General features: G+C 41.8%; 16 protein-coding genes. 5 read left to right on the forward strand and 11 right to left on the reverse strand.

Features of this window, described 5'->3' with window-relative positions:
• Nucleotides 1-7: 7 nt before the first annotated feature.
• From BUB99_RS03785 to BUB99_RS03795, 3 genes are all read left to right on the forward strand, one after another.
• Nucleotides 8-1348 carry an MFS transporter gene (locus BUB99_RS03785; protein WP_073119549.1) on the forward strand — a complete coding sequence of 447 codons (1341 nt, stop codon included), beginning with the start codon at nt 8-10 and terminating at the stop codon, nt 1346-1348.
• Nucleotides 1349-1737: 389 nt separating this feature from the next.
• Nucleotides 1738-2271, forward strand: coding sequence for a YceI family protein (locus BUB99_RS03790; RefSeq protein ID WP_073119551.1), 534 nt, complete (start codon nt 1738-1740; stop codon nt 2269-2271).
• Nucleotides 2272-2293: 22 nt separating this feature from the next.
• A complete protein-coding gene (locus BUB99_RS03795; RefSeq protein ID WP_073119552.1) occupies nt 2294-3532 on the forward strand; it encodes a hypothetical protein in 1239 nt (412 codons plus the stop codon).
• Between the two features lie 81 nt (nt 3533-3613).
• Here the strand turns inward: BUB99_RS03795 and BUB99_RS03800 are convergent, their stop codons facing one another.
• Complete coding sequence (locus BUB99_RS03800) at nt 3614-4099, reverse strand: hypothetical protein (protein WP_073119554.1); 486 nt, start codon at nt 4097-4099, stop codon at nt 3614-3616.
• A gap of 56 nt (nt 4100-4155) precedes the next feature.
• Between BUB99_RS03800 and smc the strand changes: the two genes are divergently transcribed.
• Entirely contained in the window at nt 4156-7701 is a 3546-nt protein-coding gene (smc, locus tag BUB99_RS03805; RefSeq protein ID WP_073119555.1) for a chromosome segregation protein SMC, read from the forward strand.
• A 6-nt stretch (nt 7702-7707) separates the two neighbouring features.
• On the opposite strand, the gene BUB99_RS03810 is transcribed toward smc, so the two are convergent.
• The 9 genes from BUB99_RS03810 to BUB99_RS03850 form a co-directional block, all read right to left on the reverse strand.
• Nucleotides 7708-8490: a hypothetical protein gene (locus BUB99_RS03810; protein WP_073119557.1), complete on the reverse strand. Its 783-nt coding sequence runs from the start codon at nt 8488-8490 to the stop codon at nt 7708-7710.
• Nucleotides 8472-9128, reverse strand: a complete 657-nt coding sequence (locus BUB99_RS03815) for a M48 family metalloprotease (RefSeq protein WP_139280884.1) — start codon at nt 9126-9128, stop codon at nt 8472-8474. Before BUB99_RS03815 ends, BUB99_RS03810 begins: the two co-directional genes overlap by 19 nt.
• A gap of 14 nt (nt 9129-9142) precedes the next feature.
• On the reverse strand, nt 9143-13357 hold the full coding sequence (locus BUB99_RS03820) for a CHAT domain-containing protein (protein ID WP_073119560.1): 4215 nt from the start codon (nt 13355-13357) through the stop codon (nt 9143-9145).
• A 98-nt stretch (nt 13358-13455) separates the two neighbouring features.
• A complete protein-coding gene (priA, locus tag BUB99_RS03825; protein ID WP_139280885.1) occupies nt 13456-15978 on the reverse strand; it encodes a replication restart helicase PriA in 2523 nt (840 codons plus the stop codon).
• A 5-nt stretch (nt 15979-15983) separates the two neighbouring features.
• Nucleotides 15984-17276, reverse strand: a complete 1293-nt coding sequence (gene hemL, locus BUB99_RS03830; protein ID WP_073119562.1) for a glutamate-1-semialdehyde 2,1-aminomutase — start codon at nt 17274-17276, stop codon at nt 15984-15986.
• Nucleotides 17257-19080, reverse strand: coding sequence for a hypothetical protein (locus tag BUB99_RS03835; protein WP_073119564.1), 1824 nt, complete (start codon nt 19078-19080; stop codon nt 17257-17259). Before BUB99_RS03835 ends, hemL begins: the two co-directional genes overlap by 20 nt.
• An 80-nt stretch (nt 19081-19160) precedes the next feature.
• Nucleotides 19161-20585: a pyruvate kinase gene (pyk, locus tag BUB99_RS03840; protein WP_073119566.1), complete on the reverse strand. Its 1425-nt coding sequence runs from the start codon at nt 20583-20585 to the stop codon at nt 19161-19163.
• Nucleotides 20586-20599: 14 nt separating this feature from the next.
• Nucleotides 20600-21028 carry an IPExxxVDY family protein gene (locus BUB99_RS03845; RefSeq protein WP_158584015.1) on the reverse strand — a complete coding sequence of 143 codons (429 nt, stop codon included), beginning with the start codon at nt 21026-21028 and terminating at the stop codon, nt 20600-20602.
• 158 nt (nt 21029-21186) lie between these two features.
• Nucleotides 21187-21687, reverse strand: a complete 501-nt coding sequence (locus BUB99_RS03850; RefSeq protein ID WP_073119568.1) for a paraquat-inducible protein A — start codon at nt 21685-21687, stop codon at nt 21187-21189.
• A gap of 163 nt (nt 21688-21850) precedes the next feature.
• On the opposite strand from BUB99_RS03850, the gene BUB99_RS03855 reads away from it, so the two are divergent.
• Entirely contained in the window at nt 21851-23338 is a 1488-nt protein-coding gene (locus tag BUB99_RS03855; protein WP_073119569.1) for a dihydrolipoyl dehydrogenase family protein, read from the forward strand.
• 78 nt (nt 23339-23416) lie between these two features.
• Here the strand turns inward: BUB99_RS03855 and BUB99_RS03860 are convergent, their stop codons facing one another.
• Complete coding sequence (locus tag BUB99_RS03860; protein ID WP_073119570.1) at nt 23417-24094, reverse strand: SiaB family protein kinase; 678 nt, start codon at nt 24092-24094, stop codon at nt 23417-23419.
• Nucleotides 24095-24182 lie beyond the last annotated feature (88 nt).

Genomic DNA, 24182 nt, shown 5'->3' on the forward strand with positions numbered 1-24182 from the left:
ATCAAGCATGACGAAAGACGAAAAATTATCTAAGCCTAAGTTGTCCTTTTGGGACGTATGGAATCTAAGCTTTGGCTTTTTGGGAATCCAAATGGGGTTTGCATTGCAAAACGCCAATGCCAGTCGTATCCTTCAGATTTTTGGAGCAGACGTGCACGAACTCTCCTGGTTTTGGATCGTAGCACCCCTCACTGGTTTGATCGTTCAGCCCATCGTCGGTCACTACAGCGACCGTACATGGACCAAACTGGGGCGTAGGAAACCGTTTTTCTTGACAGGTGCACTACTAGCAGCCTTTGGTCTGATCTTTCTTCCCAATGCCGGTATGCTTACCGCTCTGTTGCCTGCGCTATGGGTAGGTGCTGGGATGCTGATGATTATGGATGCTTCATTCAATATTGCGATGGAGCCATTTCGTGCACTGGTGGCAGATATGATGCCCTCCGATCAACGAACGCTCGGCTTTAGCATACAGACTGTACTCATTGGTATCGGAGCAGTCGTCGGCTCTTGGCTACCTTATGCCATGACCAACTGGTTCGGTGTGAGTAATGCTACTGCTGCAGGAGAAGTTCCTATGAACCTGCTTATCTCCTTTGTGATCGGTGCGATCGTATTGGTAGGCAGCATACTCGTCACCATCTTCACCACTAGAGAATATTCACCAGAGGAACTGGATCAATTCGCCTCAGACGAGGAAATCACAGCAGAAGAAAGCGAAGGACTGATGAGTATCTTCACCGACTTTAAGAAAATGCCCACTGTCATGCGGCAGTTGAGTTCCGTTCAGTTCTTCTCTTGGTTCGGGCTATTTGGGCTCTGGGTGTATGCCACACCTGCCGTTGCGCATCACATCTACGGGTTGCCTTTAGGCGACTCTAGTTCTATTCAGTATCAAAATGCAGGCGACTGGGTAGGGATACTATTCGGAGTTTACAACGGTATTTCTGCCATTTATGCTTTCTTCCTCCCAGCGATTGCCAATAAGGTAGGACGCGTCAAAACACACGCCATCTCACTGCTCATCGGTGCTGCGGGTTTCCTATTTATCTATTTTGCTCCGAACGAGAACTGGCTCATACTAGCCATGATCGGTATCGGTGTAGCGTGGGCGAGTATCTTAGCCATGCCTTATGCCATATTGATTGGGTCTATCCCCGCCAAAAAAATGGGCGTATACATCGGGATATTCAACTTTTTCATTGTACTACCTCAGATATTAAACGCACTTATCGGCGGCCCTATGGTCAAGTATATTTATGGTGGCAATCCAGTCTTTGCACTGCTCACCTCTGGGATTTCATTCATCATCGCCGCAGCACTTTGCCTCCGCGTAAAAGATGTATAACTCCATTTCATATAAACTTATTAACAAAAAAGACTGTCTATTGGGCAGTCTTTTTTGTTAATAAACGATTGTTAGCTAACTCATATATAGGCCTCCACCCAGCCTTATCACAATTGCTATCCCCCACTATATAACTTCGTTGGTCTCCAATTCTTGAGACCAACTCCCTTTTAACAAAAGACTCTTTTACTCTCACATACGACGGAGACCAAATGGTTATTCATCCATTAGTTCTATTGTTGAATTAGGTCTCACCTAGGAAGCAAACACCCAATCCAAATCATCTAATCAGACGACCTACGTCATGTTTTTGGATTAGACAGCTATCTACATTTGCTATAAGTAATTCAAGAAAAGGAATTACGATTCACTCAAAAAAAACCGCTCTTATGAAATTAACAACAATCATTTTCGCTGTGATAGCCTTACTAGCTGGACAAACCCAGCTGAAACTTAACAAGGAAAAAAGTTCCATCACCATCTTCGGTACATCTACCGTACATGACTGGGAATCCACAGTCAATACATTCGACATCAGGGGAGACAAGGATGGCAATAGCATCAAGAACCTAAAAGTAACCATGGTTACCAAATCCATCAAAAGTGGAAAATCAATCATGGATGGAAAAACCTATGATGCACTACTAGAAGAGGATCACCCTCAGATCACACTACAAGCTGATCAACTCACGATTTCAGATGGAAAAGTTACTGGCTCTGGCAAACTAGCCTTGGCAGGACAAACCAAAACAATCGCTATCAGTGGAAAAGTAATCTCTGACAACAACAGTCAAATCCATATACAAGGAGCCAATAAAATAGACATGACGCAGTATGGCATAGAGCCGCCAACTGCCATGTTCGGCTCACTGATCACCGGAGATGAAGTAACCATCAAATACGACATCAAATTTCAATACTAATAAACCTATTAATTCCAATATCATGAAAAATCATAAAATCAGCATCATGCTCAGTTTTGCGCTCATGTTCATCACTGGGCTTACATTCTCACAGCGCAACGACTTGCAGTATTATAGATACAACGACCAACGTGGAATCAATGTATTCGAGACCAGCAAGGATGACACAGTTCAATTTGACGGAATCAAAGTCCGTGTGGGTGGTGACTTCAACCTTCAATTCCAAGGTTTAAGCCAAACCAATTCAGGTGATTCTTTGACTGAACTATCTAACAATTTCAATTTGCCAAGTGCCAATCTAAACCTAGATGTACAGTTGGATGATGGGTTGAGATTGCACATGCGTACATACCTATCTTCAAGACACCACACAGAAGCCTATGTCAAAGGAGGCTATATTCAAATCGATAAATTAGACTTTGTTAAACCAGGTTTCTTAGAAGGTGTAATGCAATACACCACAATCAAAGTTGGTATGGACGACATCAACTACGGAGACACGCACTTCCGAAGATCAGACAATGCCAATACTATTTTCAATCCTTTTGTAGGCAACTATTTGATGGATGCATTCACTACAGAGCCTTTTGCTGAAGTTACAGTACAGAATGCAGGTTTCTTAGGTGTGGTAGGGTTCACTAATGGTCGCTTAAATCAAAGTCCGACCCCTGGAGATGATGGATTCGTATTCTATGGAAAAGTAGGCTATGACAAACAAATGAGTGACGATCTACGATTCAGATTGACCGGATCATTATATACTAGTTCTGACAAAAGCACCAGAGACTACATATATGGAGGTGATCGAGCAGGTGCTAACTACTTCAAAGTACTAGACGGTGGAGATTTTGCAGGCCGTGTCAATCCTGGGTTTGGGTATCAGACCGCTATACAAATCAACCCATTCGTTAAGTTCAAAGGCTTTGAATTCTTTGGTGTATATGAACTCGCTAACAATGGCAACAGTGACATAGGAGGCAACTACACACAACTGGGCGCTGAAGCACTATATAGATTTGGAGGCAAAGAGCAGTTCTATGCTGCGGGTAGATATAACAGTGTGACAGGAAACAAAACAGATGCTGCATTAGATGAAGAAATCGCAAGATTCAACATCGGTGGTGGATGGTTCATGACACAGAATGTAATGGCTAAACTAGAATATGTCAATCAAACATACGATGGTGCAGCTTATGACGGTACACTATATCAAGGAGCTGAGTTCAATGGCATTGTACTAGAAGCTACGATAGCATTCTAAACTAAATCACTACAAAAAACTAAGGCAGCTCTATGGAGCTGCCTTTTTTATATCCTAACCACAAGAGGCTAAAAAAAACCTTTAATATTTACGTCCAAACACTTCGCTAACAATCACGGCACGACGTAGACCGTCTTCATCTTGGAGCATTTCGCGAATCGCATCTCCTTCATCTCCTTCATCTTCTCGGATTTCATAATTCTCGGCGCGACGATTCTTGTCAATGATATCTGCTATTTTCTCTCTTGGTTTTGTCCTTTCCTCCTTGTACACATAGTCTTCCAACACTGGTTCTGGAGTTGGGTCATATTCTGTCTCTATGTCATCGCTATAGCCCACAGGAGTCACAGGCTCAGTAGTCTTTGGTGTCCCAAAACTCTCCCCCGTAATTTGCTTGAATAAATCTTCGAAAGTGGGCTGTGACTGAGTTGTCTGCTGACTACCCGAACCCGTATCATCCGTGGATGATTCAGCAGTCGTTTGGTCTTGCTTTTTTTTCTTCAGTACACGCGATATGATATAGATCACGGCGAGTACGATGTAATACAAAATATTAGAATCATCCATGAATCAAATCTAAGGAATTATTTTAAATTTGTCGATTCTGAATTTCCGAAAACCACATGCAATTAACCAAATTAGAGATTAAAGGCTTCAAAAGTTTTGGTGACCGAGTTGTCATTAATTTTGATGAAGGGATCACTGGAATCGTAGGTCCAAATGGCTGTGGAAAATCCAATGTAGTAGACTCTATCAGGTGGGTACTCGGGGAGCAAAAAGTCAAATCACTGCGCTCCGAAAAGATGGAAAACATCATCTTCAACGGGACCAAAAACAGAAAAGCAACACAACTCGCGGAAGTTTCTCTTTCGTTCAAAAACACCAAAAACCTCCTCCCTACCGAATACTCTAATGTCACTATTACCCGACGATACTATCGATCTGGTGAGAGCGAATATCAGCTCAATGGGGTGACCTGCCGACTCAAAGACATTACAAGCCTATTTCTCGATACAGGAATCGCATCGAACAGCTATGCGATTATCGAACTAGGCATGGTCGACAACATTCTCAATGACAAAGACAACTCACGAAGAGGTCTTTTTGAGGAGGCTGCAGGGATTTCAAAATTTAAAATCCGAAAAAAGGAAACCATGCGAAAGCTTGGTGACACGGATGCAGACCTAGAAAGAGTCGAGGATTTACTCTATGAGATAGACAAAAACCTCAAATCACTAGAGCGTCAGGCCAAACAAGCACAGAAATACTACCAAATCAAGGAAGACTATAAAGGCTACAGCGTCGAGCTAGCCAAACAAACTGTCCAGTTGCAAAAGTCTAAACTGAACGAGCTCAATACGGCGATTCAGTCCTGCAATGACCTAAAGATTAGTCTCAACAAACAACTATCCGAACGAGAAGCACAACTAGAACAAGCCAAGACTGAACTAATCAGTAAGGAAAAACTACTCGCTACACGTCAAAAAACTCTCAACGAACACGTACAAAAAATCAGAAGCTACGAGAGCGAAAAGAAAATCAAGAATGAGCGACTAAGGTTTCTCAATGACAAAAGCGACAATCTAAAAGACCTCATAGAGCAGGACCGAAAGAGTAGCGAGCGTGCTGCATTTTCAGTATCTAGCTTAGAAAACGAAAAGCAGAGTGCAGAAAAAATCCTCAGCGAGACCAATCACCGTCTCAATGACCTGCAAACCCAATATGAGCAGGAGAAAGAAAAGAATACCGAGATAAAAGCACAAGCAGAAGAACTCAATAACAATTTTTCGCTCAAAAAAGAAGAAGTCTATCAGCTAACCAAATCTCTGGAAATCAAAAACATCCAGATGAGTTCTCTCAAACAAGAGCTAGAAAAAGCAGCCAACGACAGTAGTTCTAGGTCCGAAAATCTCCGTGACTTTGAGCAAAGTATCACCGAAGTAGAAACGGAGAAGAAAAAGAAACAAGAAGAATACGACTACCTCAAATCAAAAGATGAGGAACTCAAAAACCGCATCAAACATTCGGAAAAGACAGTAGAAGTCATCCGAGAGGAATTGCAGCAAGTCAATAGAAAACTGGATTCGTCTCAAAACGAATACAACCTAACCAAGTCCTTAGTGGACAATCTGGAAGGCTTTCCCGAGGCGATCAAATTCCTAAAGAAAGAAAAAGGATGGAGCAAAAATGCCCCCCTACTATCCGATGTACTGACCTGCCCTGAAGAGTACCGCATCACAGTAGAAAACTATCTGGAGCCCTTCATGAACTACTACATTGTAGAAACCGAAGCAGAAGCGTTCAAAGCCATTAATATCCTCAGTGATGCAGCGAAGGGCAAAGCACATTTCTTTATCCTTGACAGATTCGACAACTTCCGCCCTACCCAATCTGAGCTACTACATGATGCCGTACCCGCTACCGAAGTGGTAGAATACGATCAGAAGTACAAAAAACTAATTGGCCACATCCTAGACAATGTTTACATCACCAACAACGAAACAGGTCAAGTTGACAACAAAAATGCTGTTCTGATCACCAAAAGTGGAAAGGTAATCAACAGACAATACAGTGTGTCAGGTGGATCGATAGGACTGTTCGAAGGCAAGAAAATAGGTCGGGCTAAAAATCTCGAAAAACTATCCGTCACGATCAAGAAGTTGACACAAAAGCTCGATGAGGTCAAGCAAAATCTAAAAGAAAAAGTTGCCGACATAGAACGTCTCAGAGAGAACAACTACGAACAAGACCTAGAAACTGTACTACATGACCTCAACAAGGTCAATGAAGAATATATCTCGCTAACCACGAAACAAGAGCAGTTCTCCAAATTGCTCTCAGAGAATGCGATGAAGAGTGAAGACATCTTGGAGCAGATCAACATCCTACAAGATGAAATCGCTGAGATAGAACCCAAACAAACCTCAGAGCAACAAGTCCTCTCAGAACTAGAACTCAAGAACCGTTCGTTCAAAGAAGAGATTGCTACATTCAACGATCAGTTGAACGAAAAATCATCCGCTTTCAACCAAGAGAACCTACTCTTTCACCAGCAGCAAAACAAAGTATCCAGCATAGCACAAGAGATCTCTCACAAAGCCTCCAACCTACAAGCTGCCAAAGAAAGAATCGAAAAAAACCAAAGTGACCTCAAACAAACCGATGAGGAAATCAGACAACTCATCGAAAAGTCCGACTCTAACGACGACCAACTCATCGAGATGTATGAGGAGAAAGAAAGCATCGAAGTGGGGGTTACAGAAGCTGAGAAGGCCTACTACGGTGAGCGTGAAAAAATAGATGAGGTAGAAAAAGGTTCTCGTGAGGTACAACGAACGCGTGAATCTAACGACGAGCAACTCATGAGCATCCAAGGTCAGCTCAACGAAACTCGTCTGGAATTGAGTGGTATAAAGGAACGTCTCTCAGTAGAATTCAATGTAGACATAGACCAACTGCTGATCGACAAGGGAGATGAAGATGATAAAAATGAACGATATGAGGGATTCGACGAAGAGGAATTAAAAGACACGGTCAAAAAACTGAAGAACAAACTAGATGGCATGGGACCTATCAACCCGATGGCTATGGAAGCCTACGAGGAGATCAAAGAGCGTCACGACTTCATCACTGCGCAGCGCGAAGACCTCTTCAAAGCCAAAGAATCACTAATCTCTACCATAGAGGAAATCAACAGTGTAGCCAAAGAGACCTTTACAGAAGCTTTTGAAAACATCAAAGCGAATTTCATCCGGGTATTTAGATCTCTATTTACAGACGAAGATCAATGTGACCTATTCCTCTCCGATCCCGACAATCCACTAGAATCTTCTATTGAGATCATCGCTAAGCCAAAAGGCAAGCGTCCCTTATCCATCAACCAACTTTCTGGGGGAGAAAAAACCCTAACCGCTACTTCCCTGCTCTTCGCGATCTACCTGCTAAAACCCGCTCCTTTCTGTATATTCGATGAGGTCGATGCGCCACTAGATGATGCGAATATTGACAAGTTCAACAATATCATCCGTGACTTCTCCAACGAGTCGCAGTTCATCATCGTGACACACAACAAACGCACCATGTCTACGACTGACGTCATCTATGGTGTCACCATGGTGGAGCAGGGTGTCTCCAGAGTCGTTCCCGTGGATTTGAAAGAGTTGGTTTAGTCTCTACTACAAAGATTCGGAAAACATCACTTTGTAACGCTGCCTTAGTTGTTTGTGTTCTGCCTTCTTACCCATAGCCTTGCATAGTTCGCTCAGCAATTCATAGTGTGATCTATCATGGATCTCAAAATTACCGCTGTGCTTCATAAAATGATAACTCAAATACATTGCTTGCTCTGAGTCAATGTTACGAACCAAATTACTGACTAGTCTCAGTTCTTCCGAATAGGAATAAGTCCAGCGATTGAAAAAGCGATCAAACTCCCCTGATTTTTTAGTCAATGCCACTTGCCACAGTACCTGACCTATCATTTGGCTTAGATAACTATTATTAGGATAAATAGACTTCAACTGCAAAGCAGCATATAGTGCCTTATCAAAAGATTTTGCCTTATACAGTGAATGTACATTTTCGAACAAAGAAGGTTCGCTAAATATTGCTAGACTATCTCCAACTTCACACCTCTTACCCCCGTCCTCAACATCCTCCGCGATCAACTGTTTCAGTGCTACTATTCGTTTCTCATTAAACGGGTGTGTACTAACCTTACCAACCTCAAACAATCCAGAACCTAGATGATCAGGCTCTCTAGCATACACGCTCAAGTCCCCTTTGAGCCAATCTATTTGTAAAGGATATTCTTCAAAGTACAAATCGTCTAAAAGTCTGTCTCCTAACAGTATACCTCCGTTTGAGCCAATACCCAATAATTCAATCAGTTCTAGAGGTGCAGTCTTGTTTGCGCAAGTCTCCTTATATATCAAATAACCTAACGAATCTGCTGCCAATTCTTGCTCACGATACTTTTGGCCATCTCATAAAATTCTTCTCTTAAATCTGTCAAAACAAGAGTGTACACATCATATTTCAATAGTGACTTTCGATACGCTTTTTGGAGATTTTGAATCTCCACTTTGATACGCTCTATGTTTTTAATAGAGGTCAATACATGATCTAGTTCTATATGTGCTAACTCATGTGCGATCACAAATGCCAACTCCTCCTCAGTAGTCAACTGTGCCAATAAACCATTGTTGAGAACCACTGAGCCTTGACCTGGGCTAAATGCATTGACCTCTGAATCCCAAGCAATCAAAACTCCCATTGTAAATACCTCTAGTTTGGCATTACTTGCTAGTTCTCTCATCACTTGGTTGGCATATCGACTAATGGTATCTGACGCATAAAAGCTTCCTTTCTCTGCCATATCAATCAGATACAAATTGAGCTCCATGTTGACATCAAGTATTCTTTTGGAATACATGTCATCATATTCCCCCATCGTACCCCCCTCTCTACTCCCAAAAATCTCCTTAGCACAATCAGCAACACAAATTTCCTTCAATACATAAGTCGAGTCATACTGTGCATGACTATAAAAAGTAACAGCCATCATAATGATGGCTGTTACTATATAAATTTTCAATTTCACTTGTTCGATCAATCCAATCCAATCATTATAAATGGTCCCCAAAAAATCGGGTCTTTGTATTCCTCTTTTATCTCCTGCTTCGCAAAGATGAAAGACTCACGTTTATCCCCCGTCTCTAACCACTTGTTATAAAACTTAACCATAAGCTTCTGCGTGGCTTCATCAGACACCTTGAACAGTGACATAATAATCGTACGAGCTCCTGCTACCAAGAAAGCTCTTTGAAGACCATATACACCCTCTCCGGCCTCTATCTCTCCTAACCCAGTCTCACAGGCTGACAAGACCACAAGATCAGTCTTATCTAAGGTCAGGTTCATTGCCTCATAAGCCGTAAGTATCCCATCATCTACGTTGAAATTAGAGGTGGTCTCATTAAGTACATCACCAGCACCAGCCATCAATAGCCCGGTTTTTAACAATGGGTTTTGTGCCGCAGCATTTTCGTTCATAGCGATATCCTCAGCAGACAAGTCCGCATTAGGTGCGAAGAATCCATGCGTCGCTACGTGAAAAATCCTAGGATTATCCATATTCTTAACCGCTTGTTCGGTCGCCTCATCTTGTATGTAGTCTTCTGTAATCCAGCCATCACTTCTCAGCATATCCTTTAACCCTTCAATTTCTTTGGCCGTACCTACTAAGCGATCAACCACATCAGGGTTGCCACCACGCATAGAAGCTCTACCCGTCCACTCTCCTGGAGGGGTTGCGACATAGTATTGTGGATCTCCAAACATCGTAGCAGTATTAGCCTGCTGTGTCAGTCGTGTGGTCACTTTGTCTAGGTATAAATCTTTCGTATTACTAACCAAGACAATATTCGACCTGTCCAGCACATAGGACCCATCCTCTAATTTTATAGCTTCTAGATTGATCTGATTGTACACACCATCTGCTGATAAGTAAATACTACCTGGGTTACCCACTACGTCCTGTATTGGTTTCCAGAAATTTTCATAAGACTTTGGATCGTCTACACGGTACTTGATGCTGTTTCGATAGTATTTTAAATACTTGGACTCCAAATCTTTTCCGTTCTTGAGTAGAATCAACCCTGGGGCACTTTTCTTACCTTCATTTTTCACATACAAGACTGCATACATGATAGAGTCCGTAGAAAAGGTATGATCAAACACCCTGAAACGAATCATTTCTAAAGCTACTTCGTTAGGTCCCAAAGCATTTTTTACATCACCCCATGTCACTACCTTCTTATCAAAACTTGAACTAAAATCTTCAGATTTCTCACTGAGTTGTACCTCCAAGTCCTCTACCTGTCCGAGTAGTACTTGTCCATCTATGCCAGCTTGCATCAGCTGTTCTGTACTCATGGAAAGCACCTTTGTCAACAAATCCTTTTTGGCTTCCCAATCTTTATAAATTGCCTTAAGCTCTTCGTCATTAGAAGTTAAAATTCGTTGACGAATCTTAATTGACGAACTGAGTAACAACGCCTTTGTTAGTAGGGCGTTATTGTACAGGTTGCCGATCATGTCACCATTTTTTCTATTGTAGTTAATGACCAAAGTGTTATAAAACTCAAAATCGGATTTAATAGTATTCCAAAACTTAGCCTTCTCTCTTTCACTCAATGCAGGAAAATACTCCTTGATAAAAGTCGAATAGTTCGCCAGTACTTCTTCCAAAGCGCCTTGTGCTTTTTTCACATCACCTTGCATGAAATAAGTCTTGGACAGCTTAGACTGCACTTTGACATACTCCGGGTGATTGTTATTAAAGAATTTGACATAAAGCTTCTTAGCTGACTCGTAATAGTCTTCTGCCTTGCCATACTCCCTTTTACTATAGTGAATATCCCCTTTGAGAATATTGATTGCAGCGGCATTAATATTGTTTCGTGCACCTATTTTTTTGCTCCATATAGATTCAGCCTCATCCAAGAACGAGAATGCCTCGTTGTAACGAGCATCAGCGATATATACAACTGCCAGATTTTTCAAAATCGTGGCATAAATCGGGTTTGAAGCCCCTAATTTTCTACCTATGATCTTCTCTGCTCTCAAGAACAACTCTTCTACTTCGTCAGTAGGCTCGTTGTTATAGAACTTAACAAGTGCGAGTTCTGATACAGCACGTGCTACATCGATATGAGATCTACCAAACTGTTTCTCTCTAATCTCAATAACCTTTTCTAAGATATCAATGGCTGTCTCATAGTCCCCTACGAGCGTATTGATGTTGGCAAGTGTCATCAAACTTGGTGTCACTTTAGAAGATTCAGTACCAAAGATATTAGTCGTAATATCATTTGCTCTTTGAGCGAGTTGCTCCGCTACAGTATAATCTCCAAGGATCATTTTGACACGAGCTTTCAAGATCAATGGATCATTGAGATGTCTAGAGTCGTCTCCAAATCGCGTTTGTTTTTTCTTAAGGTCCTGTTCGATGAGCTTTTGGGCCTCTCTATACCTACCGATATCCAAATACACTTCTGAAAGCTCATCTTCAATCTCAATACCAGAAGTCTCCACGGTACGCACACCATGTTTTTGTAAAGTCTCTGACTTGTTGATATTGTCCTCCGCATCATCATACTCTCCTTTAATCGCAAGTAAAGTAGCATGCGTAATCAAAGACTGAGCATAATACGATTGTGAGAACTCAGTATCTGAATTTTTCAAAATTGCCAATGCAATGTCAATATTCTTCTCTGCATCCTCATACTCACCAATCTTATACTGCAGGTTAGCAATCTTATCTAATTCCAACGCATACTTTGGGTCTTGATCGTCATACTTACGTCTAGATGCCTCCAACGCAATATCCAATATTTCTGAAGCTTTGTCATACTGATCATTCTCCTCATAGAAGATTGCCTGATGATCAAGAATATCTACATAATCTAAATGTCCTTCTGTGATTTCTTTTTTGACGATTTCGTCCCAGCTCGTATTATAGATTTCCAGTGCTTCATCAAATTTCTCTGTGTAGTCAACATAGAAGTTTGCCAAGTGCACTTTGGATAGGTTGTACTCTGGGGATTCCTTTCCATACAGGACTTCTTTGATATCTAGAATTTTTTTCAGATATACGTGCGAGTTATCTACTCTACCGTTGATTACAGCAATCTTATTGGCAAAAACCAAAAGCTCTATTCTTTTCGGATGAAATGGAGGAATGAGAGACTCTCCACTCAAAATCTTATCCACATCACGTTCTAGACCTACATCCTTGCCCCCCATAAGTACATCATACTCTAAGGTCTCTAGCATCAGACGATACATACTATTCTTACCATAGTCCTGTTTGATGGTCTTAGTAAATAACTCCTCTTGGGTTCTTAGTTTACCCTTGTTTCCATCTTTAATGTAACTTTTGATGAGACGCTCTTGAATCATCACCGTGACATAGTGCGAACGCGCATACTTACGAATCGTATTGAAATATGCTTTTTCATACAAGTCTACAACGGTCCCTATCTCCAAGCCATTTTCTTCCAACAGGTAGGTATTCCAAAATTGGTTTTCGGAATACAAAATATCTGCTCTGCCTAAATTTTTCTTAATCCATTGATCTGCATAAACAAAAGAAGAATCAGCACTGAGGTAGTTACCCATTTTTCGGTAAGCGTTCCCCTTAAATATCATCATGCGGGCAAGCTCACGCTTACGTTCTCTCACTACTTTTCGCCTACCGTCTTCGTCCAATGATCTCTTGAGATAAAACGGCATACGCTCATCAATCAAAGACAAGGCTGCCGTATAAAACCCTCTCCCTACCAAAATCTGCGCTTCCAAAACATCCATACTGGCTTCCAAATCAGGATCCATTCCCGCTCCATCCAGAATAACCCTCGCCTGATCTAGATATGTTTTAGCTATCACGTAGTTACCATACTGTATCATCACATCAGTGGCTTCCTTAAGCAATAACGCATGTACCTCACTATGAGCTCCATTGATAGTCACACTCAACTCCAGTCCCTTGGATACCGAATTTTGAATATTATCAAGCTTACCCAATGCCACATCGTACATAGCCTCCTTTATTAGGGCAATCGGCATAAAGTCATTGTTAGCTCCTAATTTCTTAGTGGATTTACTCTTTATTTTTTCGATTTCAGAACGAGCAGATTCGTATTGACCTAACTCATAGGCCTCATCCGCTTTCTCTAACTTCTTATCATATTTGGTTTGTGCTCCTGCTACGAATACCACCGATAGCAGTAGTACGGTCAGGTAGGTTTTTGTTAGTTTCATTTGTTGTTGTTCTTGTTCAACGTTATTTAGCGTGCAATTCTCAAAAATATGCACATGGCATCAATTTACCAACGAGCAATGACACCAATGATTGTATTTTAAACTGGGTCTACATCAAAATATAAACGCAGTGAATTAAATTCTTTCTTCTTCTTTAAGTCTATGCTCAATCGATACACCAATTCTTTAACCTTTTGTATACTTACCCCTTTCTTCTCCACCTTGAGAAACACTTCCTCAATATATAGATTTCGGATGCGGCCTATTACTGGCGTCTGAGGACCAAGAACTCGTTTCTTCCCTAATTCGGCCATCAATGTAGCCACATAAGCCATCGCTGCCTGTTGTAAAACATGCTGCTCTTTATGTTTCAACACGATTTTGATCATCCGATAAAAAGGCGGGTAATTAAAGCTAGACCGCTCAAGAATCTCCTGTTGGAAGAACCCTTTATAATCCCCTCTCAAAATCAACTGCAGAAGTCCTCCCTCCGGTTCTCCCGTTTGAATCACGACCAATCCTTTGTCATCCTTTCGTCCGGCACGTCCACTTACCTGCGTAATCAACTGAAAGGCACGTTCGTGAGATCGAAAATCGGGAAAGTGAACGATGCGATCATAATCAAACACCCCCACCAATGACACATTATCAAAGTCTAACCCTTTGCTCAGCATTTGTGTCCCAACTAGGATATCCGTCTCCCCATTCTCAAAACGATCAATAATGTTTTGATAAGCATACTTGCTACGTGTCGTATCTTGATCCATACGCTGGATGTGTGCCTCAGGAAGTAAAATCTTGAGATCCTCCTCGATCTTCTCTGTCCCCACGCCTACGGTGCGAATAGCCGTAGAACCACAGGCCTCACAGGTAGCAGGCACAGCATCTTTAAATCCACAATAGTGGCACACCAGATGGTTCGAGTGCATGTGATAGGTCAAGCTCACATCACAACTCTGGCACTTGGGCACGTGATTACAATCATTGCAGATCAGGTAAGGCGAATAACCTCTTCGATTCTGAAAAAGAATCACTTGCTCCTTTCGCTCCAATGCTTGAGTGATTTCATCGATCAACTCAGGTGTAAAATCACCTTGCATACGCTTGTTCTTTCGAGAGGTCAAAATATTGGCAAGCTTGAACTTCGGTAAACTCCCTGAGCCAAATCGCTCCAATAGTTCCACCAAGTGGTATTTGCCATCCAGCGCATTTTGATAGCTATCCAACGAAGGGGTAGCTGTCCCTAGCAGTACATTGGCCTGATGCAGATTCGCCAACCAAATGGCGGTATCTCTAGCGTGATATCTCGGCGCAGGGTCATACTGTTTGAAAGAAGACTCATGTTCCTCATCGATGATAATCAAATTGAGCTCCTGAAAAGGCAGAAAAACCGACGAACGAACACCTGCTACCAAATTCACCTTACCCTCGTTGACCTGATTCCAAATCTCCACCCGCTCATTGTCCGAGTATTTAGAATGGTAAATTCCCAGCTCACTACCGAACACTTTGTGCAGTCTAGCTACGATCTGGGTAGTCAGTGCGATCTCAGGCAACAGATAGAGCACCTGACCTCCACTCTCTATGGCCTGTTTGATGAGCTCAATATAAATCTCAGTTTTCCCACTCCCCGTGACTCCATGAAGCAGCACTGGCTTATTGGCCTGAAAACCTTCAGTAATCTCTGACAAAGCAGCCAACTGCCCCTCCGAAAGCGCCCCTTCATGACTGGATCGTCCCACACTAGAATCTAATCTCGACACGATCACTTCATGCTCATGAAAAATTTCATTCTTGCAGAGTGTTTTCAGTGCGGAAGCTGATACACCTGCCTCAGTCAATACAGACTTGTCTACTGATACAGTGCTGCGCTGATTGCCATCCATCCCAATCTGACTAAGATACTTCAGTAGTACATCGAGCTGTTTTGGACGTTTTTCTAGGTCAGCAAAAAGCGCTTGGAGTTCTTGCTCAGCATCAAGATATTTATCATCCAATACGATTATTCGTTTCCGCTTAGGCTTGTACTTGTCTTTGACTTGTTCATAGAGTAGAATTCGCCCTTTTTGGATCAAATCCTTGAGTACAGGATGTATCATTTTGATTCCTAAAACAGCAGCTACATCCTCGTATGACAAGCGATCATTCGTCTCTAACGCATCCAGTATTTTGTTTTCCTGATCAGAAAAAACAACATCATCTGTGGAAGTAAAATCTGGATTGAGCTGAATAAATGACTCGCTGTTAAGTTTGAGTCCACTAGGCAACCCAGCATTGAGCACTTCTCCGACCGTACACATATAATACTCTGCCATCCATGAAAACAACTTCAGTTGGTAATCATTAACCGATGGGTTAGTATCTAAGCACTCTATGATTAGCTTGGCCTCATACACTTTAGGAGCATGGGTATGTACGGCTGACACGATGCCTGTATATATCTTTTTTCGCCCGAATTGAACGATGACGCGACAGCCTGGCACGAGATAATCCTGCATGGCTCTGGGAACTCTATAAGTATAGGTGCCAGGTAGCGGAATAGGGATAATGACATCAGCAAAATAGGTGACAAAATCCTGCTGATCTTCTTCGTTTGAACTATTTATTTCTAGCTGACTCAAACAGCTTAGCTATGAATTTCTTTCAGTGCTTCATAATTAGAAGTCACGATCTTTTCGATTTCAGCCTCTCCGATGGCTGTGGATAAGAACAACGTCTCATACTGTGATGGTGCCAAATACACTCCACGTTCGAGCATTGCATTGAAATACTTCCCAAACACCTCCAAATCACTAGATTTAGCCGTTTCAAAATCCTTCACTGATTGATCCGTAAAGAAAATGCTAAACATAGAGCCCACAGCATTGATGCTATAATTGAGCCCGAGCTTGTCCATATTGGATTTGAAACCTGCTACGATTTTTTGCTGTGTACTTTCTAGCTGCTGGTATAGCGATCGGTTCTCGTTGAGAAAGCGAAGCATCTGGAGACCAGCAGCCATCGCTACAGGGTTGCCCGAAAGCGTCCCGGCCTGATATACTGGACCTTTGGGAGAAACCATGTCCATGATTTCTGTTTTCCCTCCATAAGCGCCTACTGGCATTCCACCACCGATGATCTTACCCAGAGTCGTCATATCAGGAGTCACACCATATAATTCCTGTGCGCCACCTGGAGCTAACCTAAATCCTGTCATCACTTCGTCAAATATGAGGACGATTCCTTCTTCATCACATAGCTGCCTCATCGCTTGAAGATAGCCATCCACAGGCGTGACACAGCCCATATTTCCCGCTACAGGCTCTAGGATAATCGCTGCAACCTCGTCTTTGTTCTCGGCGACTGTAGCCTTCAGTGCTTCCATATCATTGTAAGCGACCGTCAAGGTATCCTGAGCCGTACCACGTGTCACTCCAGGACTATCTGGTTCGCCCATAGTAGCGGCCCCACTCCCTGCCGCAATCAAAAATGAATCTCCGTGTCCATGATAACAACCTTCGAATTTTATGATTTTATCTCGTTTGGTATAACCACGTGCCACGCGAATCGCAGACATAGTCGCTTCAGTACCAGAGTTAACCATTCGCACTTTTTCGATGGACGGCACCATACTACAAATCAGCTCAGCCATCTCTACCTCCGCATAAGTTGGTGTTCCAAATGACAAGGATTTAGTAACTGCCTCTTTGACTGCATCAGATATAAGCGTATTACCATGACCCAAAATCATAGGCCCCCAACTATTGATGAGATCTATATACTGATTGCCATCTAAATCTGTCATATACGCACCAGAAGCAGACTCCATAAAGATGGGCTCTCCCCCTACTGCTCTAAATGCCCTCACTGGAGAGTTCACTCCTCCTGGTATTGTTGATTGTGCTTGTGCAAATACGCTTTTACTCTTCCCTTTTTCCATCACTTGGCTTATTTACTATTCTGAGTTCCGACTCACTAAACTGCGTCACCGGAACGTACTGATTATAATTTTTTGTATCATATAACACGCCCATAAAAATCTGTCCTGGCACGAAACCTTCTTCAACTGTGCCCTGCTGAAAATAATTGCCATATTTGATCATCAGATCGCCCACTAGGGTCATCAGGTCATACCCAATCATCACATTCTGGCTAGGCAGTTTCTTATATCGACTCATGTAATTTCTCCTGAAATCCATATAGGCCGGTTTCGTCATTTCTTCAAACATAGGGTCTATGTAGTACACGCCTAAACGCTCCATTTCTTCCAGTGTCAAAGTCTCCGAATCACGCCATTCGCCACGTCCAATAATTTTGGTACTATCTGCTCTAATCTCTAATGCACTGATATAGTTAGAAGCAATCAAAGTCTCCGATGACGCTACATAGATATGACCTATACTGTCTGGAGCTATTCTAAAGAATTCCTCATAATAATCAATTACGTCCTTCTCTTTGATAGATCTTCGCTGTTTGATTATGCGCGTGGGGTCGTCATTCAATATAGAATCCTTTTGCCCTTCACTGTATCTACGTTCATATTTTGCGGTGAGCAAATCATAGGTCGCTCTCACTGTCGTATCTCGAACAGGCTCCAGCATCACTACTTCGAACCCATGCTCCATGATACGCTGCGCATAAGTATAGGCACTCAGCGAATCTCTTTTGTTGTCTTCATAGAAGATCATCGCATTCTTATTGCTCACACTATCGATCGCTATCTGAGCGGCCGTCAATGCTCTGGCCTCTATACTGGAATTGAACAGAAAAGAAAATGGATTGCTACCGATCACCTCCGTACTGGTAGATAGCGGATTGATCATGTTAATTTTATTTTGGAAGCTAAAATCAGCTACTAGTTTACTAGGCATAGGAAATAATGGCCCAATGATCAAATCCATTCCTTTCATCTCTGGCATCATCAGTAGCTTAGCCGTCTCAGCAGAGTCTCTCCTCGTATCATAGGCTAACAGTTCTACTCGCTTGCCATCTTGGTTGAGTCTATCCGCAGCCTCTCTCATGCCATGAAACAAATCCATGACGAACCTGTTGCGAACGGTACGTCGCGGATTATCCAAACCATCAAACATGAACGGCAACAGCACCGCTACTTGATAAGTATCTTTAAGCTGGCTCTCTCCTATGTCAGGTCTCCCAAATTCTGTTGGGTTTAGCTCAAATTTTTCAACAACGCCATATAGGAGCGCATTGTTTCTGAAGGACACGGGTTTGGATGCAATGCGTGTCGCAAGTGCTTTAGCCACAAGCTCATCGTTAGGAAACTGATAATGCAGAATTTCTAACTGCTCTACACTGTCAATTTTAGCCAACTGCTGCGACATAAGTTTTGCCCCTTCAGGCAAACCAGATTTTTTGGCGTAGAGTACACCATTGGCTAAGTCATCTTCTTGAAAGTAAACCTCCGATAACCAGTAATTAACATCTGATTGATTTGACCAACTAGGATATTTCTGCGACATCTGTAGCCACATGGATTTGGCCGTATAAAGCTCCCCCGCCTCATAGGCAGACAAAGCATAGTAGAACGAAGCATAAATTTTGTACGCGCTGGATTTAGGGTTAGCAGACACCTTGCGAAAATACTCCATCGCAAAAGTATAATCTCCAGCCTGAAAGTACTCTTTTGCTTTGAGATAGGTAGCTTCATCCTCTTGAGCTACAGCAGAAAAATACGAGAAAACTATAAGGGATAAAAAAGCAAAGCCAAACTTTATAAGTTGCATCAAGCCGGTGGGTTATTTGTGAAAATAAAACGGCTTAAAACTATAAAATTTGGCTTTCGCAATCTATCAAATGCGGTAAATTATTTTACCACATCTACTTTCATCATGTTCGTTTTGGACTGCCAGTGTAGTGGCATAGCCGCAGTAGTCACGTAAGTATCTCCTGTTGCCAAATGTCCTTTTTCTTTCAATATCGCTACTAGATCATCGAATGTCTCATCGATAGGTTTCTGCGCATCATAGTAGTATACTTTGATACCCCACACTAGATTCAGTGAGTGCAATACTCTCTTATCATCCGTGAAGATATAGATATCAGCCTCAGGTCTGTTTTTTGCTAAACTCAATCCTGTGTAACCTGACTTGGTCATACCGATGATCGCTTTAGCACCTACAGCTCTACTCAGCCTACATGCCGAGCTCACCAACAGGCTACTAGCACCTAAATCCGTTCTACCTGACTCTTCCCATGGCTTGTTGAACACGGCATCAGATGCTTTCTCTATCGCAGAGATACACTTCGCCATGCTACGTACAGACTCTACAGGAAATTTACCAGATGCTGACTCTGCAGACAGCATCACAGTATCCGCTCCATCAAAGATCGAATTAGCCACATCATTGGCTTCTGCTCTTGTAGGTCTAGGGTTATCAGTCATACTTTCTAGCATCTGAGTCGCCACGATCACAGGCTTGCCTAGGTTATTACATTTTTTAACAATGCTCTTTTGGATAGGAGGTACATCTTCCATCTGAACTTCCACCCCGAGATCACCTCTCGCTACCATGATCGCATCTGTTGCCTCGATGATCTCATCGATATCTGCTACAGCCTCTGGTTTTTCGATTTTGGCGATGATCTTAGTCGTCTTTCCTTTGCTTGCTATAATCTCACGAAGCTCTTCGATATCCTTCGCATTTCTTACGAATGAGAGCGCTACCCAGTCCACATCGTGTTCCAGACCGAACTCTAGATCCTCTCTATCCTTCTCAGTCAATGACGGAGATGAAATAGCCGTATCTGGTAGGTTAATTCCTTTTCGCGATTTCAAAATCCCACCATGAATCACCTTGGTCACTACTTCCGACCCATTAGTAGACACAACCTCTACTTGAAGATTACCATCATCAATCAAAATAAAATCACCCTCAGATACATCTGTAGCAAGTGGCTTGTACGTCGTACTCACCTTATCACTAGTACCCACGATATCCTCGGTAATGATAGTCAAGGTCTGACCAGAAACAATTTCTGCTCCTCCATTCTCCATCTCACCAATTCTAATCTTAGGACCTTGTAAATCCTGAAGTTTACAAACATTAGTTCCCAACTCTTCGTTGACCTCATTGATCGTATTGATTCTCTCCAAATGATCTTGGTGAGTGCCATGTGAAAAGTTCAATCTAAAAACATCCGCTCCTGCATGAATGAGTTTCTTGATCGTTTCTTTGTCTTCACTCGCTGGCCCTAAAGTAGCGATGATTTTTGCCCTTTTTGATTGCATCAATTACTGTTTAGTTAAAATAAAAAACTCTCCTTTTCCTTAATTTTATTGACGTCTAACTTGACCAAGGAATCTATTTTAGCTGCATTCCTCAGCTGGGTAAAGACAGTACTTAAATCCGAAGCTTCTTCAAACTCCTCTATCTTCAATAAGTAGTCAAAAGTTCCAAGTGACGGAACAAGTAGTTTTTGGGTCCCTGTTGGTCCGGGAATCAGGACATTCGACAATAGAGCGTATCGCAACAGATCGTCTTCAAACTGATAGTTAGATACACGAATCACACCTTGATTTTTCATCTCTATTTCTAAATCCGATTCCTTTTTCAATACGATCCCAAGTGCTTGATTAACAGCCCATGAAACCGTATATTCTTTGGATTTTGAAATTATTCCTATCAAGTGAAAGTCGTAACGATAATCTGTTCTCAACTTTAGCTTTTTCACTCTGGACATAATTGAGATTCAAAAGTGTTAACAATTTCAACAATATCAAACTTTCGTTGAAGATATTAATATTAGAATAAGCTTTTATTGATAATCCGTACACTGAAGCATCTAGCCCTCCATAAAAACTACGTAAACATACCTAGTTCAACGACTCGCTATTTTGGTTCTCCTAAGGGCAGTTTAACCAACTGAATGGCCAATAGAGAAAGTAAACAATACGTAGAAAAATAGAAGAATCCACTGAGCAGTTCAGCCTCGATAAAACCGTTCGATTGTGAAGACAAAAACGCCATAAAAACCCCAACAACAAAGACATCTGCCATGGACCATTTACCTATCGCATGGACTAGTTTGAATAGTTTAATTTTCAGTCCAAATTGCTTAACCAGCAAGACAGAAACAACTACTACACCCTTGACTATAGGCACGACAATACTGAATAATAAAATCAACATCGCTACAAAACGATTGTTACTACTATACAACGTATCAATGGTTTGCAAAACACTCTGTGATTGGTCAAGAAAATAGGTCTTACCTAATATAGGTAGTTCGGTAGATACAGTAATGTTCAACATCGGAAAAGTGAGCCCTGGATAGAGTATAACCAAAGAGACAATGGTAAGGAAAAGAGCTACTATATTTCTTGCGAGCATATGAATCGGGCTACGTTTATAACCACAATAATAACTAATATAAGAATAATCCTAGTGTGATCTGACAGGAATCAATAAGCCCTAATTTCGTTCCAGAAATTGGGAATATTTACTTAATATTAAGTTCAACCAGCAATCTATCAACCTAAACCAAACAACTCGAATGGAGAAATATGATGTCTGTGTAATTGGAGGAGGGCCAGCAGGATACGCTGCGGCTATGAGAGCTGTAGATTTCAAAAAAAAGGTACTTCTAATAGAAAAAAATAAAATAGGTGGTGCAGGAATACAAAATGGTGCACTGTCTAGTAAAACATGGTGGGAGTTATCCAGAGAAGCCTACGCTCTTCGGGTACATTGCAAATCCACCAACGTCCCTAGTCCCGACCACAATTTTCAGATTCTCAAATCAGAAGTAGACAAAGCTGTAGGCAAACGCCGCGACCTTCTCGAGCATCACATGCACAACATCAACCTCAACAGTCAAGGGGAGTATTTCCACTATGTACAAGGAATCGGAAAAGTGGTCGGCAATACGGTCGTATCTATCAAAAAACTAGAAGGAGAAGATATAGAAATCGAGGCAGACAATATCATACTCGCCACTGGTAGTCGACCTAGAAAACTCGACAACATACCCATAGATGAAGAAACTATTCTGACCAGTGATGGTATCGAAAACCTAAAAAGCTTCCCTAAAAGTATCGTAATCGTCGGTGCGGGAGTGATTGGATGTGAGTTTGCTACCATCTTCTCCAACTTTGGACAGACCAAAGTTCACATGATAGACAAAGGAAACCGGATTCTTCCCTTTGAAGATTCGGACATTGTTGACATCATAGAAAGCAACCTGGAGAGCAAAGAAGTACTCATACATCGCAACTCTCAGCTCGTGGACATGAAAATTGAAAACGGCATGGTGGTCTACACACTGGAGTACAACAATGGGTCCAGAGAAATCTTCCATGTAGAAAAAGCACTCGTATCAGTAGGCCGAGTTCCTAACTACGAAAATCTAATCTCTGGGTCGGTCAAAATCAACAAAGACAACAAGGGCATCATCGATGACCTTACCCAAACCTCCATCCCAAACATCTTCGCTGTAGGTGATATAACTGCTGATATCGCATTGGTAAACGTAGGAGAGCTAGAAGGCCGCTATGCCATCGAAAAAATATTTGGAGAACCTGAACGACCGCTCATCTACGAAAACATCTCTACGATCATGTTCTTAGCACCTGAAGTCGCAGGCGTAGGTCTCAATGAGGTCAAAGCCCGCGAACTAGGGATATCCTACAAGGTCGTTTGTTTAGATTATAGCTGTATATCACGCGCTATTGCAATGAGAAATACTGATGGGTTCATGAAAATTATTGTATCTAACGATGAAGAAATGAGGGTACTAGGTATGCGAGTAGTCGGCGAACACGCCTCTAGCTCTATCGAAGCAGTTGCGCTATTAATATCCATGGGAAAAGGTATCGGGGAGTTGGCAGAACTGATCCACCCTCATCCCTCTATCATAGAAGGTATCCAAGAGTGCGTACGTATGCTACTCAATAAATCCATGCTCAAACCAGGCGTCCTCCGCCAAGCGATGCGCTGCGCCAGTTACCACAATGGAGAATTGAAAAACGTAGAATTCATTTAACACATTTACCATGTGTGTTAAAACAAAAGGGGCTGAATTCAAGAATTCAGCCCCTTTTGTTTATTATTTTGTTAATTCCTACACCCTATTAATTTTGATCTGAAAAGTAAAATAAGAATATTCACTATTGACCTTATCAAACTTATAATTGAGTTTCTCTCCTGTCTTACGAGCCAACTGTATGAGCCCCAGCCCTGCCGTACCTTTATCCGAAAACTGACCATTACTCAATGTTTCCTTGTACAACGCTCTCAATCCATCTTTATCCGTCGTATTGACCTCATCGATTTTGGCTTTTAGGTCGTAAGTATTTTTTGTAGGAATAAAATTACCCGTAAGGATATTATAATATTTTTCTTTAGCTAAAACAGTAATCAATCCAGATTTAGCATCATGCTCTGACACCCCTTCGAACTGCCCCTTGATCTCATCCATATGATGATAGAGATTATGAACCACTTCTACAGCCGCGCTATAAAACAGCTTTTGCACCTTCTTGTCAGACTCTACCTGAGCGACCTTTCTATCCAAAGTTTCTATCACAGAAGTCACCAAGTCGAAAGTAATAGCTCCCTTATACATCAATAGGATATTCTCATTATATATCTTATTGTATAAATCGAAATCATTAACATCCTTGACCTGCTTACTTGACTTAGTCTCTTTATTTGCCTGATCGATCATTTCTGTCTTTTTGGTTTGTTCCTCTTTCCATTCATCAAACGCACCTAATATCTGTTTTGATAGTTGATTCATAATCGAATGAAAGCAAATCCCACTTTCCTTTAAAAGTACAAAAATATAATATTATTCTCTAAATAATCAAAAAGTTTAAAAAAGCAGA

It is taken from the genome of Reichenbachiella agariperforans (assembly GCF_900142205.1).
GTDB classification, from domain to species: Bacteria; Bacteroidota; Bacteroidia; order Cytophagales; family Cyclobacteriaceae; genus Reichenbachiella; species Reichenbachiella agariperforans.